This window comes from Cryobacterium sp. AP27, assembly GCF_056680495.1.
Map to the genome: position 1 here is coordinate 2,608,876 of NZ_CM155285.1, position 16,039 is coordinate 2,624,914.

Annotated in this window: 13 protein-coding genes; 6 read left to right on the forward strand and 7 right to left on the reverse strand. The window is 68.2% G+C overall.

Going from position 1 to position 16,039, the window contains the following annotated elements; translation table 11 throughout:
* Positions 1-40 precede the first annotated feature (40 nt).
* Entirely contained in the window at positions 41-1,894 is a 1,854-nt protein-coding gene (locus tag AC1MB9_RS12325) for a phosphoenolpyruvate carboxykinase (GTP) (protein WP_479962238.1), read from the reverse strand.
* A 156-nt stretch (positions 1,895-2,050) separates the two neighbouring features.
* On the opposite strand from AC1MB9_RS12325, the gene AC1MB9_RS12330 reads away from it, so the two are divergent.
* Positions 2,051-3,493 carry a helix-turn-helix domain-containing protein gene (locus tag AC1MB9_RS12330; RefSeq protein WP_479962239.1) on the forward strand — a complete coding sequence of 481 codons (1,443 nt, stop codon included), beginning with the start codon at positions 2,051-2,053 and terminating at the stop codon, positions 3,491-3,493.
* Between the two features lie 104 nt (positions 3,494-3,597).
* Here the strand turns inward: AC1MB9_RS12330 and AC1MB9_RS12335 are convergent, their stop codons facing one another.
* The 6 genes from AC1MB9_RS12335 to AC1MB9_RS12360 form a co-directional block, all read right to left on the reverse strand.
* Positions 3,598-4,581 (reverse strand): type IV toxin-antitoxin system AbiEi family antitoxin domain-containing protein, encoded by a 984-nt coding sequence (locus tag AC1MB9_RS12335; RefSeq protein ID WP_479962240.1) that lies wholly within the window; start codon positions 4,579-4,581, stop codon positions 3,598-3,600.
* Between the two features lie 185 nt (positions 4,582-4,766).
* Positions 4,767-5,081, reverse strand: coding sequence for a hypothetical protein (locus AC1MB9_RS12340; RefSeq protein WP_479962241.1), 315 nt, complete (start codon positions 5,079-5,081; stop codon positions 4,767-4,769).
* 69 nt (positions 5,082-5,150) lie between these two features.
* On the reverse strand, positions 5,151-5,942 hold the full coding sequence (locus AC1MB9_RS12345; RefSeq protein ID WP_479962242.1) for an SDR family NAD(P)-dependent oxidoreductase: 792 nt from the start codon (positions 5,940-5,942) through the stop codon (positions 5,151-5,153).
* A complete protein-coding gene (locus tag AC1MB9_RS12350; protein WP_479962243.1) occupies positions 5,943-7,127 on the reverse strand; it encodes a thiolase family protein in 1,185 nt (394 codons plus the stop codon).
* 191 nt (positions 7,128-7,318) lie between these two features.
* Positions 7,319-8,125 carry a TrmH family RNA methyltransferase gene (locus AC1MB9_RS12355; RefSeq protein ID WP_479962244.1) on the reverse strand — a complete coding sequence of 269 codons (807 nt, stop codon included), beginning with the start codon at positions 8,123-8,125 and terminating at the stop codon, positions 7,319-7,321.
* Between the two features lie 58 nt (positions 8,126-8,183).
* Positions 8,184-9,674, reverse strand: coding sequence for an NAD-dependent succinate-semialdehyde dehydrogenase (locus tag AC1MB9_RS12360; protein ID WP_479962245.1), 1,491 nt, complete (start codon positions 9,672-9,674; stop codon positions 8,184-8,186).
* 184 nt (positions 9,675-9,858) lie between these two features.
* On the opposite strand from AC1MB9_RS12360, the gene AC1MB9_RS12365 reads away from it, so the two are divergent.
* The 5 genes from AC1MB9_RS12365 to hpaE all read left to right on the forward strand — a co-directional run bounded on the left by AC1MB9_RS12365 (position 9,859) and on the right by hpaE (position 16,014).
* Entirely contained in the window at positions 9,859-11,199 is a 1,341-nt protein-coding gene (locus AC1MB9_RS12365; RefSeq protein WP_479962246.1) for an MFS transporter, read from the forward strand.
* A gap of 157 nt (positions 11,200-11,356) precedes the next feature.
* The gene (locus AC1MB9_RS12370; protein WP_479962247.1) at positions 11,357-12,835 is read left to right on the forward strand and encodes a fumarylacetoacetate hydrolase family protein; all 1,479 of its coding nucleotides are present in this window, start codon (positions 11,357-11,359) and stop codon (positions 12,833-12,835) included.
* A complete protein-coding gene (locus AC1MB9_RS12375; protein ID WP_479962248.1) occupies positions 12,817-13,503 on the forward strand; it encodes a GntR family transcriptional regulator in 687 nt (228 codons plus the stop codon). Before AC1MB9_RS12370 ends, AC1MB9_RS12375 begins: the two co-directional genes overlap by 19 nt.
* Positions 13,504-13,552: 49 nt before the next feature.
* On the forward strand, positions 13,553-14,503 hold the full coding sequence (dapA, locus tag AC1MB9_RS12380; protein ID WP_479962249.1) for a 4-hydroxy-tetrahydrodipicolinate synthase: 951 nt from the start codon (positions 13,553-13,555) through the stop codon (positions 14,501-14,503).
* On the forward strand, positions 14,500-16,014 hold the full coding sequence (gene hpaE / locus AC1MB9_RS12385) for a 5-carboxymethyl-2-hydroxymuconate semialdehyde dehydrogenase (RefSeq protein WP_479962250.1): 1,515 nt from the start codon (positions 14,500-14,502) through the stop codon (positions 16,012-16,014). Before dapA ends, hpaE begins: the two co-directional genes overlap by 4 nt.
* The last annotated feature ends 25 nt before the right edge of the window (positions 16,015-16,039 follow it).

The window sequence follows — 16,039 nt, forward strand, 5'->3', positions numbered from 1 at the left end:
AGGCCCCGTCACGAAGGTGACGGGGCCTTGTGCTGCGGTGCTAGTCCTTCTTGAGCTGGTAGCGCACGCTGGACAGCTCGGCGAGCAGGGCCGGCGGCATCCGGTCGCCGAACTGGCCGAAGTATTCCTCGGTGAGGTCGCACTCGGTCAACCAGCTGGTCCGGTCGATGTGGAACAGCTGCTCCAGGGATTCCTCGGACAGGTCGAGACCGTCCAGGTTGAGGCCGTCCTCGGCGGGCAGCAGGCCGATGGGGGTGTCGACGGCGTCGGCGTCACCCTCCATGCGGCGAACCATCCACTCGAGAACACGGGCGTTCTCGCCGAATCCGGGCCAGATGAAGCTACCGTCGTCGCTCTTGCGGAACCAGTTCACCTGGAAGATCGCGGGAGCCTTGGCGCCGAGGGACTTGCCCACCTTGAGCCAGTGTGACCAGTAGTCGGCCATGTTGTAGCCGCAGAACGGGAGCATCGCGAACGGGTCGCGGCGCAGCTCGCCCACGATGCCATCGGCGGCCGCGGTCTTCTCGGACGAGATCGTGGCGCCCATGAACACACCGTGCTTCCAGCTGCGCGCCTGCGCGACCAGCGGAACGTTCGTCGCCCGGCGCCCGCCGAACACGATCGCGTCGATCGGCACGCCGTCGACGGCTTCCCACTCGTCGGCGATGGACGGGCACTGCGAGGCGGCAACCGTGAACCGAGAGTTCGGGTGCGCGGCCGGACGACCGGATGCCGGTGTCCAGTCCTTGCCCTGCCAGTCGATCAGGTGATCGGGGGCCTTCTCGGTGAGGCCCTCCCACCAAACGTCTCCGTCATCGCGCAGCGCCACGTTGGTGAAGATCGTGTTGCCCCACATGGTGCTCACGGCGGTCGGGTTGGTGAGCTCGCCGGTGCCGGGCGCGACGCCGAAGAAGCCGGCCTCGGGGTTGATCGCCCACAGGCGTCCGTCTTCGCCCTTGCGCAGCCAGGCGATGTCGTCACCGATGGTCTCGACCTTCCAGCCGGGAATGGTCGGCTGCAACATCGACAGGTTTGTCTTGCCGCACGCGGACGGGAAGGCGGCGGCAACGTGGAACGTGCCGCCTTCCGGGGAGGTGATCTTGATCAGCAGCATGTGCTCGGCGAGCCAGCCCTCTTCCCGGCCCATGACGGACGCGATACGCAGCGCGAACGTCTTCTTCGACAGCAGAGCGTTTCCGCCGTAGCCCGAACCGAAGGACCACACCTCACGCTCCTCAGGGAACTGCACGATGTACTTGGTGTCGTTGCAGGGCCACGTCACCTCAGGGCGCGACACGCCGTTGGCGTCGACGAGCGGGTATCCGACGCTGTGAACGGTGTGAACCCAGGGGTCACCGGCCTCGATCATCTTGATGATCTGCTCGCCCATGCGGGTCATGATGCCCATGTTCAGTACGACGTAGGCGGAGTCGGTGATCTCAACGCCGAGCTGCGAGATGGGGCCGCCGAGCGGGCCCATCGAGAACGGAACGACGTACATGGTGCGACCGCGCATGCTGCCGTCGAAGACACCCTTGAGTTCGTTACGCATCGCAGTGGGCTCGGCCCAGTTGTTCGTGGGTCCGGCGTCGGCTTCGTCGGTGGAACAAATGAACGTGCGTCCCTCGACCCGGGCCACGTCCTTGGCGTCGGTGCGGGCGAGGAAGCTGTTGGGGCGCCATTCCGGGTTCAGGTGAATGAGCTGACCGGCGGCGACGAGTTCCTTGGAGAGCTGGTGCGCCTCGCGTGACGAGCCGTCACACCAGACGATCCGGTCGGGCTGCGTGAGCGCGGCGATCTCCTGTACCCAGGACTGAAGGGCGGGGTCGCTGGTTCCGGTGCGCTTCACTGCGGTCTCCGTGTGGGTCTGGGGGGATGAACTGGTCAGGGTCATAGTGTGGCCTTTCCAATGTCGCCTGCGAGCGACATTGATCGAGTGGAAGCCTTCGGGAGCGTAATTTTCTCTCGTGACTCCAGACTGCCCCCATTTTCTGTTTCTATTCGGAAAAACATGCGTTAATAATACGTGTTCTTTCGCTATTGTTAAGGAATGTCGCCTCAAGCATCCGATTTGGTCACCCTGGGCCATCGCATCCGTCACTTTCGCACGCAACGCGGCCTCACCCTCGATCAGCTCGGCGAGCGCGTGAACCTCGCCGGCAGCCAGCTGTCGTTGATTGAAAACGGGCGCCGTGAACCCAAACTCTCGGCGCTGCAGGACCTCGCCGCCGCGCTCAGCGTTGATCTGGCCGAGCTGCTCAGCCGCGAGGCCCCCAACAACCGCGCGGCGATGGAGATCGAACTCGACCGCGCGCAGAAGAATCCCCTCTACGGAGCGCTCGGGCTGCCGCAGGTGAAGATCACCAAGGGCACGCCGCAGGCCGCAATCGAGTCACTGCTCGGATTGCACCGCGAACTCGCCCGTCGCGCGAGCGAGGCCATCGCGACACCGGAGGAGGCCAGGCGCGCGAACACGGAACTGCGCGAGCGCATGCGCGATCGCGGCAACTACCTGCCCGAGATTGAGGAGCTCGTGGAGGAGCGGGTGAAGATGAGCGGTCACACGTTCGGCGCCCTCACCCACCGCGAGGTGAGCGTGATGGCCGAACAGCTGGGCTTCAGCCTGGTCTACGTGAATGATCTGCCCAGTTCCACGCGGTCGGTGACGGACCTGGTGAACGGGCGCATCTACCTGCCGCCGGCTTCGATCCCGGGTGGCCATGGGTTGCGCTCCATGGCGCTGCAGGCCATGGGGCACCGGCTGCTCGGGCACGAACGCCCCGACAGCTATGCCCAGTTCCTGTGGCAGCGCCTCGAAATCAACTACTTCGCGGCGGCGTGCCTCATGCCGCGGGACGCGGCCGTCTCGTTCCTCTCCCACGCCAAGGCGGAACGCGAGCTCTCGGTCGAAGACTTCCGGGACGCATTCGGGGTGACCCACGAGGCGGCGGCGCTGCGACTCACGAACTTGGCCAGCTCACACCTCGACATGCCGCTGCACTTCCTGCGAGTGAACGACGACGGAGCGCTGCAGAAAGGCTACGAAAACGACGGGCTGCCGTTCCCGGTCGACGTCACCGGCTCAATCGAGGGCCAGTTCGTCTGCAAGCAGTGGTCGAGCCGCAGCGCGTTCACTCACACAAACCGCACGACCGAGTTCTACCAATACACGGACACCCCGGCCGGAACGTTCTGGTCGGCGACGCAGACCGGGGCGACGGATGCCGGTGAGTTCTCCATCAGCGTCGGCGTGCCCTTCGCGCACGCCAAGTGGTTCCGGGGGCGGGAAACCACGCAGCGGGCGGTGTCTACCTGCCCCGACGAATCCTGTTGCCGTCGTCCCAACTCGGAGGCGGCATCCCGTTGGGCCGGACGCGCCTGGCCGAGCGCGCGCCTGCACGCGAACGTGCTGTCCCCGCTGCCGTCCGGCACATTCCCCGGGGTCGATGACATGGAGGTCTACGAGTTTCTGGAGGCCCACGCCGCCGAGTAGCGCGGCACCGCGGCATCCGCGGGGCTCGTGCGCCTCAAACCTGCACGTGCCGCCGCGATACCGCCCGCGCGAGCCGGTTTCGGGCGCACCAGCGGTCGGCACGGTTAGAGCCACCCGCGACGGACGATGCGGGTCGGGCCCACCGGCACCAGCCCGGCCCTCATAAGCAGCTGGAACAGCCGGGCCGGGTCCTTCAAGTGCTCCCAGATGACGCGCACGACTCCATAGCCCAGCGCCCGCAGCCGGTCCTCGCGCAGCTTCTCTCTGATCACAACCTCGGATGCGCTGAGCCCGTGTCGAAACCGCTCATCGCTGTACTTGGCCAGGCCGTCGAACTCCACGATGAGACGGGGACCGGCCCAACTGAAATCGGCGAATCCGATCAGGCCGGCCGCATCCCGGAACTCCACCTGCAGCTCCGGACGGGCGAACCCGAGCTCGGCCATGATCAGCCGGCAGAGCGTCTCACCCACCGACTCCGACAGCGGCGTCGAGGCGTCCAGCACGGCCAGCACACGCCGCGTTCCACGAAGCGGGGACAGCTCCTCGAGCAGGTGACGCACGTCGTCGACCGTGGTGAGGAAGTGGCGGGTGCGACGATCGACGAGCACCGCGGCATCCGTGGCCACCACGGCCGCATCGAACGGCAGGGTCAGGGCTAGATCGATCACGGTGCGGGGCGGCGTGGTCGCCGTGAGGCCGTCGACGGTTTGCACGGGCACCCCTCGGAGGCCGACCGTGTGCACGGAGAGAACGGTCGTTGACCGCCCGCCGGACGCGCAATCGCGCAGCACGTGCGCCCGGTCGGGCCAGCGGCCGAGAATCGGCAACCCGAGCAGCGCGGCCGCGGTGTGGTGCGAGAACACCAGGCCCGGACCCGCCATGCGCTCGGCAATGGTGGCCAGAATCCGATGGCGATCGGGCGCGCGCAGGTCGTCCCAGACCCCGCGATCCAGGTAGACGCCGTGTTTCAGGCGAACGAGGGTGCCGCGTCGCACGGCGCGGCCCAGCCGGGTGTCGTCGAGGCCGAGCGCCCCCATGTCACACGTGAAGATGAGGGACTCACGTGCCCGCTGCAAGTCATCCATGGCCCGAGGTTCGCACCGCGTCGCCGCGCGGGCGTCGGGGCGCGGGACGTCGGTGCAGAACTGCCGCCGCGGGCACGTATGGAGGACTGGCGATGCGGCCCGGCACGCGCGCCCAAAGCTGCACGTGCGGCCGCGATACCGGCCGCAGGAGCCGGTTTCGGGCGCACGAGGCGAGACAGGCGCGGCTACACGTGGGCGGCGGCGGCGGCGGCGGAGGCGACCTTGCGGTTGTGCCAGGCGCGCATCCCGAGGAAGGGACCGATCACGACGACGATCAACGTCACGAAGACCCAGGGGCCGAGCACGTCATCGGCGAGGTTGCCGCCCCAGATCATCAGCGCGACCGCCGCCAACGTGAGACCGGTGCCCAGCCGCGAGCGGGTGGGCGGGTTGCTCCACACCGGGATGTGGGCGCCCGGGTTCGCCCGCGACAGCAGCCGCACGGCGGCCACCGAGCACACGGCGCTGGCCGCGATCATGATGATTCCCACGATGAACATGCACTTCTCCTCTAAACGGCTACTCCGAGCCTAACCGGCCTCGCCGCGCCGGTCGGGCGCTCGGGGCGGCTATTTCGGTTGCATGCGGATGGCGCCGTCGAGGCGGATTGTCTCCCCGTTGAGCATGGAGTTTTCGACGATGTGGCGCACGAGGGCCGCGTATTCGTCGGGCTCCCCGAGGCGACTCGGGTGCGGCACCTGCGCGCCGAGGGAATCGCGCACCGGCTGCGGCAGGCCTTTCAGCATCGGGGTGTCGAAGATGCCGGGCGCAATCGTCATCACCCGAATGAGCGTCTGCGCGAATTCCCGGGCGAGCGGCAGCGCGAGGGCCGCGACGCCACCCTTCGACGCGGCGTACGCGGCCTGCCCGATCTGCCCATCGAAGGCGGCAACGGATGCCGTGTTCACGATGACACCGCGCTCGGCCGTTCCCTGCTGACCTGTGCCACCGATCGGCTCGGTCAGCTGCATGGCCGCCGCGGCGAGCCGGATCACATTGAACGTGCCCACGAGGTTGATGCGGATGGCACGTTCAAAATCCTGCAGCGGCAGCGGCCCGGTGCGTCCGACGGTGCGCGCGCCGGGAGCGATGCCGGCGCAGTTCACCACGATGCGCAGCGGCGCGAGGGCGGAGGCCGCGTCCACGGCGGTCTGCACGTCGCCGGCGCTCGTCACGTCGCCGGCGACGAAGCGCACGGCGGGTCCGGTCTCGCTCAGTGAGGTGGCGATATCTTCCCCCGGTGCCCCGGGCAGGTCAAGCAGCACCACGGCGGCACCGGCCGCGTGCAGGGCAGTGGCCGTGGCCAGGCCGAGGCCGGAGGCGCCCCCGGTAACGAGAGCGGAGCATCCGTCAATCTGCATTTAGTACCTTTCGATCAGCGTTGCGTTGGCCATGCCGCCGCCTTCGCACATGGTTTGCAGGCCCCAGCGTCCGCCGGAGGCCTCAAGTTCGTTCAGCAGCGTGCCGAGCAGGCGCGTGCCGGAGGAGCCGAGCGCGTGCCCGAGGGCGATGGCGCCGCCGCGCGGGTTGAGCCGCTCCAGGTCGGCGCCGAGTTCCTTCTGCCAGATCAGCGGCACCGACGCGAAAGCCTCGTTGACTTCGTACACGTCGATGTCGTCGATGCCGAGGCCGGTGCGCTGCAGAATGCGCTGGGTCGCCGGGATGACGCCGGTGAGCATCAGGAGCGGGTCGCTGCCCGTGACGACGCCGGCATGAAAGCGGGCGCGCGGGGTGAGGCCGAGCGCCTTTGCTCGGCTGGCGCTCATGATGAGCACAGCGGATGCGCCGTCCGTGAGCGGTGAGGAATTGCCGGCGGTGATGTGCCAGTCGAGTTCGGGGAACCGGGCCGCCATGTGCTCGGAGTAGAAGGCCGGTTTAAGGCCGGCGAGGGACTCCACTGTCGTGGCGGGACGAATGGTCTCGTCGGCGGTGATGGTGCGCCCGTCGGGTGTCGTGACGCCGACGATTTCGCGTCTGAAGTCGCCCCGCGCCGCCGCGGCGGCGGCCAACCGGTGCGACCGTGCCGCGAAGGCGTCGAGGTCGTCGCGGGTGAGGCCCCACCGGGCGTTCATCAGCTCGGCGGACACGCCCTGGTTCACGAGTCCGGACGGATACCGCTCGTGCATCAGGGTGCCGAACGGGTCGTTCCCTCCCGTCGAGGAGCCGAGGGGAACGCGGCTCATGGATTCGACGCCGCACGCAATGACGATGTCGTAGCCGCCGGCGATCACGCCCTGCGCGGCGAACGTCGCGGCCTGCTGGCTGGATCCGCACTGGCGGTCGATGGTCGTTCCCGGCACGGAATCGGGGAATCCCGCGCTCAGCAGGGCGGTGCGGGTCACGTTGTAGCTCTGCTCGCCGACCTGGCTGACGCATCCGCCGATCACGTCGTCGACGAGGGCGGGGTCGAGGTTGTTACGGTGCAGCAGGTCGGTGAGCACTCCGGCGAGCAGGTCGGCCGGATGCACGGTACTGAGCGCACCGCCCGGCTTGCCTCGGCCCGAGGGAGTGCGAACGACATCGACGATGACAGCTTCGTTGCTCATGCGACCAGCCTAGGCCGGTGAGGCCGGTCCGCGAACAGGGGCGGTGCCGTCGGCCTCGGTGGCCCCGTCGCGACGACCGGCGGGATCTGCTGTCCCGTCGGTGCCAGGTACCCGGAACCGGTTGGACACGGGCAACGCGCGCGGAACTCGGCACGCGGAACGCAGCCACCCGGAACGCGGAAGACGGATGCTCAGCCGGAGAGCGCCCACATGGCGACGGCGCTGGCCGCGGCCACGTTGAGTGAGTCGATGCCGTGCTTCATCGGAATCTGCACGACGCTGTCGGATGCCGCGAGGGCATCGGGGGTGAGCCCGTCGCCCTCGGCGCCGAGCAGCAGGGCCAGCCGTTCGTGGTCGCGACCGTGGAAGTCCCGCAGGCTCACGGCATCCTCGGTGAGGGCGAGCGCGGCCACGTGAAAACCGTGCCGGCTGAGCAGTTCCCGGGTGGATGCCCAGTCACCGACACGCGTCCACGGCACCTGCAGCACGGTGCCCATCGACACCCGGATCGACCGGCGATAGAACGGGTCGGAGCAGCGCGGCGTCACCAGGATGGCGTCGGCACCGATGGCCCCGGCGGAGCGGAAGATGGCGCCCACATTGGTGGGATCGGACACGTTCTCGAGAATGACGATGCGGCGGGCGTCGGCCAGCAGCGTCTCCGGGTCTGGCAGCGCGGGGCGGTGCATGGCGGCGATGACGCCGCGGTGCAGAATGTAACCGGTGAGTTCGGCGAGCAGATCGCCCGGTCCGACGAACACCGGCACGCGGTCCGCCCAGTCCCCGAGCACCGCCATGGCCTCTTCGGCGGTGTTGCCGAGGGCCAGCACCGAACGGGGTTCATGCCCCGCGCGCAATGCGCGCTCCAGAACCAATGCCGATTCGGCTATATACAGCCCGTGCTCGGTGCCGCGCGCCTTTTTGAGGGCAACATCGGTGAGGTGGGCATAGTCCACGAGCCGCGGATCGCTCAGGTCGGCAATCTCGATTATGGGCATCCGCCCAGTCTACCGAGCACCCTCCCGACGCGCGGGAGGGTGCCGGTACTACCGACGGCTAGCCCAGGAAGGGGTCCGGCGTGAGCGTGTACTTCGTGGTGAGGTACTCGCGGATGCCCTCGAGGCCGCCCTCACGGCCGAGCCCGGACTGCTTGACACCGCCGAACGGTGCGGCCGCGTTGGACACGACGCCCGTGTTGAGCCCGAGCATCCCGGTCTCCAGACGCTCCATCATGCGCTGGCCACGAGCGAAGTCGGCGGTGAAGACGTAACCGATCAGGCCGAAGTCACTGTCATTGGCCAGGCGCACCGCCTCGTCGTCATCGGCGAAGGTCGTGATCGCGAGCACGGGACCGAAGATCTCCTCCTCGAGGATGTCGCTGCCCGCGGTGACGCCGCTGATCACGGTCGGGGCGTAGAACGACCCGGGTCCCTCGATGGCGGCACCGCCGGTGTGCAGCACGGCGCCGCGTGACAGGGCGTCCTGCACGAGGGCGTCGGACTTGTCGACGGCCGCGGCGTTGATCAGCGGTCCGATCGTGATGCCGTCTTCCGTGCCGCGGCCCACAACGAACGCGTTCACCTTTTCGGTCACCCGGCGGGCGAACTCGTCGGCGACGGACTCGTGCACGAGGAAGCGGTTCGCCGCCGTGCACGCCTGGCCGATGTTGCGGAACTTGGCGACCATGGCGCCCTCGACGGCCTTGTCGAGGTCGGCGTCGGCAAACACCAGGAACGGGGCGTTTCCACCGAGTTCCATCGAGGTGCGCAGCACGTTCTCGGCGGACTGACGGATGAGTGCCTTGCCCACCGGGGTCGACCCGGTGAAGCTCAGCTTGCGCAGGCGACGGTCGGCGATGATCGGCCCGGAAACGGCGGCCGACTGCGACGTGGTGATCACGTTCACGACGCCGGCGGGGAGCCCGGCTTCTTCGAGCAACGCCACGAAGAGCAGCGTCGTCAGCGGGGTCAGCTCCGCGGGCTTCACGACGACCGTGCAGCCGGCGGCGAGAGCCGGGGCGATCTTGCGCGTGGCCATGGCCAGCGGAAAGTTCCACGGGGTGATCAGGAAGCACGGGCCGACGGGCTGCTGGGACACGATCATGCGACCGGTGCCCTCGGGGTTCGCTCCGTAACGACCGCTGATCCGCACGGCCTCTTCGCTGAACCAGCGCAGGAACTCACCGCCGTAGGCGACTTCGCCGCGTGCTTCGGCGAGCGGCTTGCCCATCTCCATGGTCATCAGCAGGGCGAATTGCTCCTTGCGCTCCTGCAACAGGTCGAACGCGCGACGCAGAATCTCGCCGCGCACCCGCGGCGCCGTTGCCGCCCAATCGGCCTGCGCCGCGACGGCGGCATCGAGGGCGGCTGCGCCGTCGGCCACGCTCGCGTCGCTGATCGTCATGATGACACGGCCCGTGGCCGGGTCGACGACGTCGAGGGTGCGGCCGGCGGATGCCTCGACCCATTCTCCCTTGATGAACAATTTGTTCGGTACGTGCGCAAGCAGCTCTGCTTCGGCGTCCCGCAAATCTGTGACCTGTGTCATTCTGCCTCCTCGAAATCCTGTGACTCAAATCTACCGGGTGTGACCGTACGCAAAAACAATACTTACCGTTGGGTAGGTAATTCGGTCCGCGCGTGCCATACTGCCGACGTGCCGGTTTCACCGGACGACTTTGAGCTGCAACAACACCCCCCTTGTTCCCCAGTGAAATACATAGGAGTATTCCATGGCCTTAACGACCGAACTCGCGCCGACGAGCGCCAAACGTTCCGAGGAGCGCCGTGTTCTCGCGGGCACCATGGTGGGCACCACGATCGAGTGGTACGACTTCTTCATCTATGCGCAGGCCGCCGGTCTCGTGCTCGCCGGGCTCTTCTTCGCCCCGCTCGCCGGTGACAATGCCCCGCTGGCGCAACTCGTCGCCTGGGCGTCGCTCGGAATCAGCTTCCTGTTCCGCCCGCTGGGCGCGGTCGTCGCCGGGCACCTGGGTGACCGCCTCGGCCGCAAGGCCATGCTCGTCTTCACCCTCGTCATGATGGGTGCGGCCACCGCACTCATCGGACTGCTTCCGACGTTCGACCAGATCGGCGTGTGGGCCCCCATCCTGCTCATCGTGCTGCGCATCGTGCAGGGCTTCTCCGCCGGCGGCGAATGGGGCGGGGCCGCGCTGATGAGCGTGGAGCACGCCCCGGTGACCAAGCGTGGCTTCTTCGGCGCCTACCCGCAGATCGGTGTCCCGGTCGGGCTGATCCTCGCCACCGGCGTGATGCTTGCCGTGACCACGTCGATGAGCGAGGAGGCCTTCCTCAGCTGGGGCTGGCGCATCCCGTTCCTCGTCTCCGTGCTGCTCATCCTGGTGGGCTACGTCATCCGCAAGTCCGTGGACGAGAGCCCGGTGTTCAAGGAGATGCAGGCGCGCAAGAAGGAGTCCGCCGCTCCGCTCGCGCAGCTGTTCCGCGGACACTGGCGTCAGGTGATCCTCACCGCCCTGATCTTCATCGCCAACAACGCGGCAGGCTACATTCTGATCGCCTTCTTCGCCTCGTACGCCACCAAGCCCGCCGAGGTCGGCGGCCTGGGCATGGACCGCTCACCCGTGCTCGTGGCGAGCACCGTCGCCGCCGTCTTCTGGCTCGCCTCCACCATGGCCGGCGGCATCCTCTCGGACAAGATCGGGCGCATCCGCACCTTCCAGCTCGGCTACGCCTTCCTCTTCCTCTGGTCCATCCCGATGTTCCTGCTCATCGACACCGGTGAGATCCTCTGGTTCGCCGTGGCGCTGGTCGTGCTCGCCAGCGGACTCGGCTTCTCGTACGGCCCGCAGGCCGCACTGTACGCCGAGATGTTCCCCGCCCAGGTGCGCTACTCGGGGGTTTCCATCGGCTACGCGATCGGTGCCATCCTCGGCGGGGCTTTCGCGCCACTGATCGCCCAGCTGCTGCTCGACAAGACCGGGCAGAGCACGTCGATCGGCATCTACCTCATGGTTCTCGCCGCGATCTCGTTCGTGGCGGTCTCGCTCGTGAAAGAGACCCGCGGCATACCGCTCGGCGTCAGTCACGACTAGCATCACCACCCTCACCGCCCCCGTTCTCGGCGGTCGCTACCGTAAGCGGCGTAGCGACCACCGAAATCGGGGGCGGTGACTTTCGTTAACACCTCGACACCGCCCCGGGGATCGTATATGGTTTCATATATAAACCGCAGTGCTGCGAGAGGATGCCATGACAGACGAACCGAATCCGTTCACCGGCCGGCCCGGCAAGGTGATTGCCGTGCACGTCAACTATCCGTCCCGCGCGGCCCAGCGCGGCCGGGTTCCCGAGCAGCCCTCCTATTTTCTCAAGCCCGGCACGAGCGTCTCCTCCTCCGGCACCGCCGTCGTGCGGCCGAAAGGCAGCGAACTGCTCGCCTTCGAGGGTGAGATCGCGCTGGTCATCGGGAGCCGCGTGCGCGGCATCCGCCCCGAAGACGGCTGGGCCGCCGTGTCCGGCGTCACCGCCGCGAACGATTTCGGCGTCTACGACTTGCGCTACGCCGACAAAGGGTCGAACCTGCGCTCCAAGGGGGGCGACGGCTTCACCCCCGTGGGCCCGTTCGTGCTCGCCGCGGATTCCCTCGATCCCACTGCGCTGCGCCTGCGCACCTGGGTCAACGGTGAGCTCGTGCAGAACGACACGAGCGCCGACCTGTTCTTCCCCTTCGGCCAGCTGGTGGCCGACCTGGCCCAGCTCATCACTCTGGAGCGCGGTGATGTGATCCTCACCGGAACCCCCGCCGGTGCATCCGTGGTGCGGCCCGGCGACGTGGTCGAGGTGGAGGTGGACGCCCCCGACGCGCCCGGCTCCCCCAGCAGCGGACGACTCGTCACTCCCGTCGTCGAGGGTGAGGTCGAGCTCGGCGCCTGGGGGGCCCGGCCCCGGGTGGACGACCACCAGCGCGCCGAGGCCTGGGGCTCGGCCGCGGCCGCGGGACTTGCCGCACCGGGCGACGCCCCCGCGCCGTTCCAGCTCACGCCGGAGACCAAGGCCCGAATCAACAGTGTCGGAACCGCGACCCTGAGCGCCCAGCTGCGCAAACGCGGCTTCAACAACATGAGCATCGATGGTCTGCGCCCCACCCATCCCGGCCAGCGGATGTTGGGCCGGGCCCGCACGCTGCGCTTCATCCCCACCCGGGAAGACCTGTTCGCGTCCCACGGCGGCGGCTACAACGCGCAGAAGCGCGCGTTCGACGGCCTCAATCCCGACGACGTGCTGGTGATCGAGGCCCGCGGCGAGACCGGCACCGGCACGGTCGGCGACATCCTCGCCCTCCGAGCGCAGGTGCGCGGTGCGGCCGGCATCGTGACCGACGGCGGCGTGCGCGACCTCGCCGCGGTTGAGGCCCTGGAGATGCCGGCGTATCACGCCGGCGCTCACCCCGCCGTTCTCGGCCGCCGGCACGTTCCCTGGGACGTCGACCTGACAATCGCGTGCGGCGGGGCATCCGTGCAGCCCGGCGACGTCATTGTCGGCGACGCGGACGGAGTGCTCGTGATTCCGCCGCACCTGGTCGAGGAGCTCGTGGCCGCCGCGATCGAACAGGAGCGGGAAGAATCGTTCATCGCCCAGATGGTCGCCGGCGGCGAAGGCGTCGACGGCCTGTACCCGATGAACGCGGCATGGAAGGAACGGTACCGGTCATGGCACCCGACGTCATAACGGCGCCGCCCGTCGTCGGCAAGGCGCAGCTCGCCTACGACTGGCTCACCACCCGCATCAACGACGGCACGTTCGGCCCCGGCTACCGGCTGGTGCTCGACCAGATCGGCCGTGAAATCTCCATGAGCCCCGTGCCCGTGCGCGAAGCCATCCGGCGACTCGAGGCCGAGGGCCTCGTGACGTTCGTACGCAACGTCGGCGCCCAGGTCGCGATGCCCGACCCCACCGAATACCAGCACACCATGCAGACGCTCGGCCTCGTCGAGGGCATGGCCACGGCCCTGACGGCCCCGCTGCTGACCCCGGATGCCCTCGCTCGCGCCCGGCGCATCAACGCCGACCTCGCCGAGACACTCACGCACTTCGACCCGGTGCGGTTCACCGCCCTGAACCGCGAGTTCCACGCCGAGCTGTACAGCGCCTGCCCCAACCCGCACATTCTCGACCTCGTGCACCGCGGCTGGAACCGGCTCACGGTGCTGCGCGAGTCCACGTTCGGGTTCGTTCCCGGCCGGGCGGCGGAATCCGTCGCCGAGCATGAACATCTGCTTGACCTGATTGAACGCGGTGCGCCCCCGCTCGACATCGAACTCGCCGCCCGCAACCACCGGCTCGCCACCCTGGACGCGTTTCTCGCCTCACGTGACGCCGCCCCGGTGACCCCATGACCCGCCACGCCGCACCAGCAACCGACACCCTCCCCGGAAGGACAACACCATGAAGTTTCGCAGCAACCCGAGCCTGATCCGCGGATCCATCGCGGCGCTCATGACCCCCTTCACCGCGGACGGTGCCGTCGACCACGCGGGGCTGACCAACCTCGTGAACTGGCAGATCGCATCCGGTTCTCACGGTCTCTCCATCGGCGGATCAACCGGCGAACCGAGCTCGCAGACGATCGCCGAACGCGCCGAAGCGATCCGCACCGTCGCCGCCGCCAACAACGAGCGCGTGCATTTCATGGCCGGCACCGGGTCGACCAAGCTCGACGAGACGCTCGAACTCACCGCCGCCGGACGTGACGCGGGCATCGATGCCGCCCTGATCATCACGCCGTACTACGCCCGCCCCACCCAGGAGGCCCTGTACGTCTGGTACAAGACCGTCTGCGAGGAGTTCCCCGACCTGCCGATCGTGGCGTACAACGTGCCGAGCCGCACGGCCGTGGACATCGCACCCGAGACCGTGCACCGCCTGTTCCGTGACTTCGACAACTTCGTGGGGGTGAAGGAGACCACGAAGGACTTCGAACATTTCTCCCGCGTGCTGCACCTGTGCGGCCCGGAGCTGCTCGTGTGGAGCGGCCTCGAACTGCTCTGCCTGCCGCTGATGGCTCTCGGCGGCGCCGGCTTCGTGAGCGCCACCTCCAACATCGCCCCGGCCGCCGTCGCCGAGATGTTCGAGTCGTGGGAATCGGGCGACTTCGCCCGTGCCCGCGAGATCCACTACGGCCTTCACCCCCTCGTCGACCTGCTGTTCGTGGAGACCAACCCGGCCCCCGGCAAATGGGTGATGCAGCAGCGCGGCCTGATCGAGAGCGGCTTCGTGCGCCCCCCGCTGATTGACCCCACCCCGGGCGGCATCGACAAGATCCGCACACTGATGAATGCCGGTTCCGAGTACCTCACGCCGACGGCCGGTTTCACCCTCACCGGAGCCCACAAATGAGCGCCGACGACGTGACCACCCAGGCGCACTATGTGCCCGCCGACCTGCCCACGAGCATCCGTCATTTCATCGGCGGACAATTCGTCGACAGCGTCAACGGCGAAACCTTCGACGTGCTCGACCCGGTGTCGAACCAGACCTACGCCACCGCGGCCGCCGGCCAGCAGGCCGACGTGGACCTCGCCGTCGCCGCGGCCAAAGAGGCTTTCGACAACGGGCCGTGGCCCCGGATGCTGCCGCGTGCCCGCGCCCGGGTGCTGCACCGCATCGCCGACGCCGTCGAAGCGCAAGACGCCCGCCTCGCGGAGCTCGAAACCTTCGACACCGGCCTGCCGATCACACAGGCGCTCGGCCAGGCGCAGCGCGCCGCCGAAAACTTCCGTTTCTTCGCCGACCTGATCGTGGCCCAGGCCGACGACACCTACAAGGTGCCCGGCCGGCAGATCAACTACGTCAACCGCAAGCCGGTCGGAGTCGCCGGGCTGATCACTCCGTGGAACACCCCGTTCATGCTCGAAAGCTGGAAGCTCGCACCCGCGCTCGCGTCCGGTTGCACCGTGGTGCTGAAGCCGGCCGAGTTCACGCCGCTGTCGGCGAGCCTGTGGGCGGGGATCTTCGCCGCCGCCGGGGTGCCCGACGGCGTGTTCAACCTCGTCAACGGCATCGGCGAGGAGGCCGGCGACGCGCTGGTCAAGCATCCGGATGTGCCGCTCATCTCCTTCACGGGCGAAACGACCACCGGCCAGACGATTTACCGCAACTGCGCGGTCAACCTCAAGGGCATGTCGATGGAGCTCGGCGGCAAGTCACCCGCGATCGTGTTCGCCGACGCCGACATCGACGCCGCCATCGACTCGACCCTGTTCGGCGTGTTCTCCCTCAACGGCGAGCGCTGCACGGCCGGCAGCCGGATTCTCGTGGAGCGCTCCGTCTACGATGATTTCTGCGCCCGCTATGCCGCCCGCGCCCGCAACATCGTCGTCGGCGACCCGCACGACCCGAAGACCGAGGTGGGCGCGCTCGTGCATCCGGAGCACTACGCCAAGGTGATGAGCTACGTGGAGATCGGCGCGACCGAGGGCCGCCTGCTTGCCGGCGGCGGCCGCCCGTCGCACCTGCCGGAGGGCAACTACGTGTCGCCGACGGTGTTCGCCGACGTGCCGCCCACGGCGCGGGTGTTCCAGGAGGAGATCTTCGGCCCCGTCGTGACGATCACCCCCTTCGACACGGATGCCGAGGCGCTCGAACTCGCGAACGGTGTGAAGTACGGGCTGGCCGCGTACATCTGGACCACCAACCTCGTGCGCGCGCACACGTTCGCGCAGTCCATCGACGCCGGGATGGTGTGGCTCAACTCGCATAACGTGCGCGACCTGCGCACCCCGTTCGGCGGTGTGAAGGCCTCCGGGCTCGGGCACGAGGGCGGGTACCGTTCCATCGACTTCTACACCGACCAACAGGCCGTTCACATCAGCCTCGGCCCGGTACACACCCCGCGCTTCGGCGCTTGAACGCACCACATCTCAACGAGGAGAA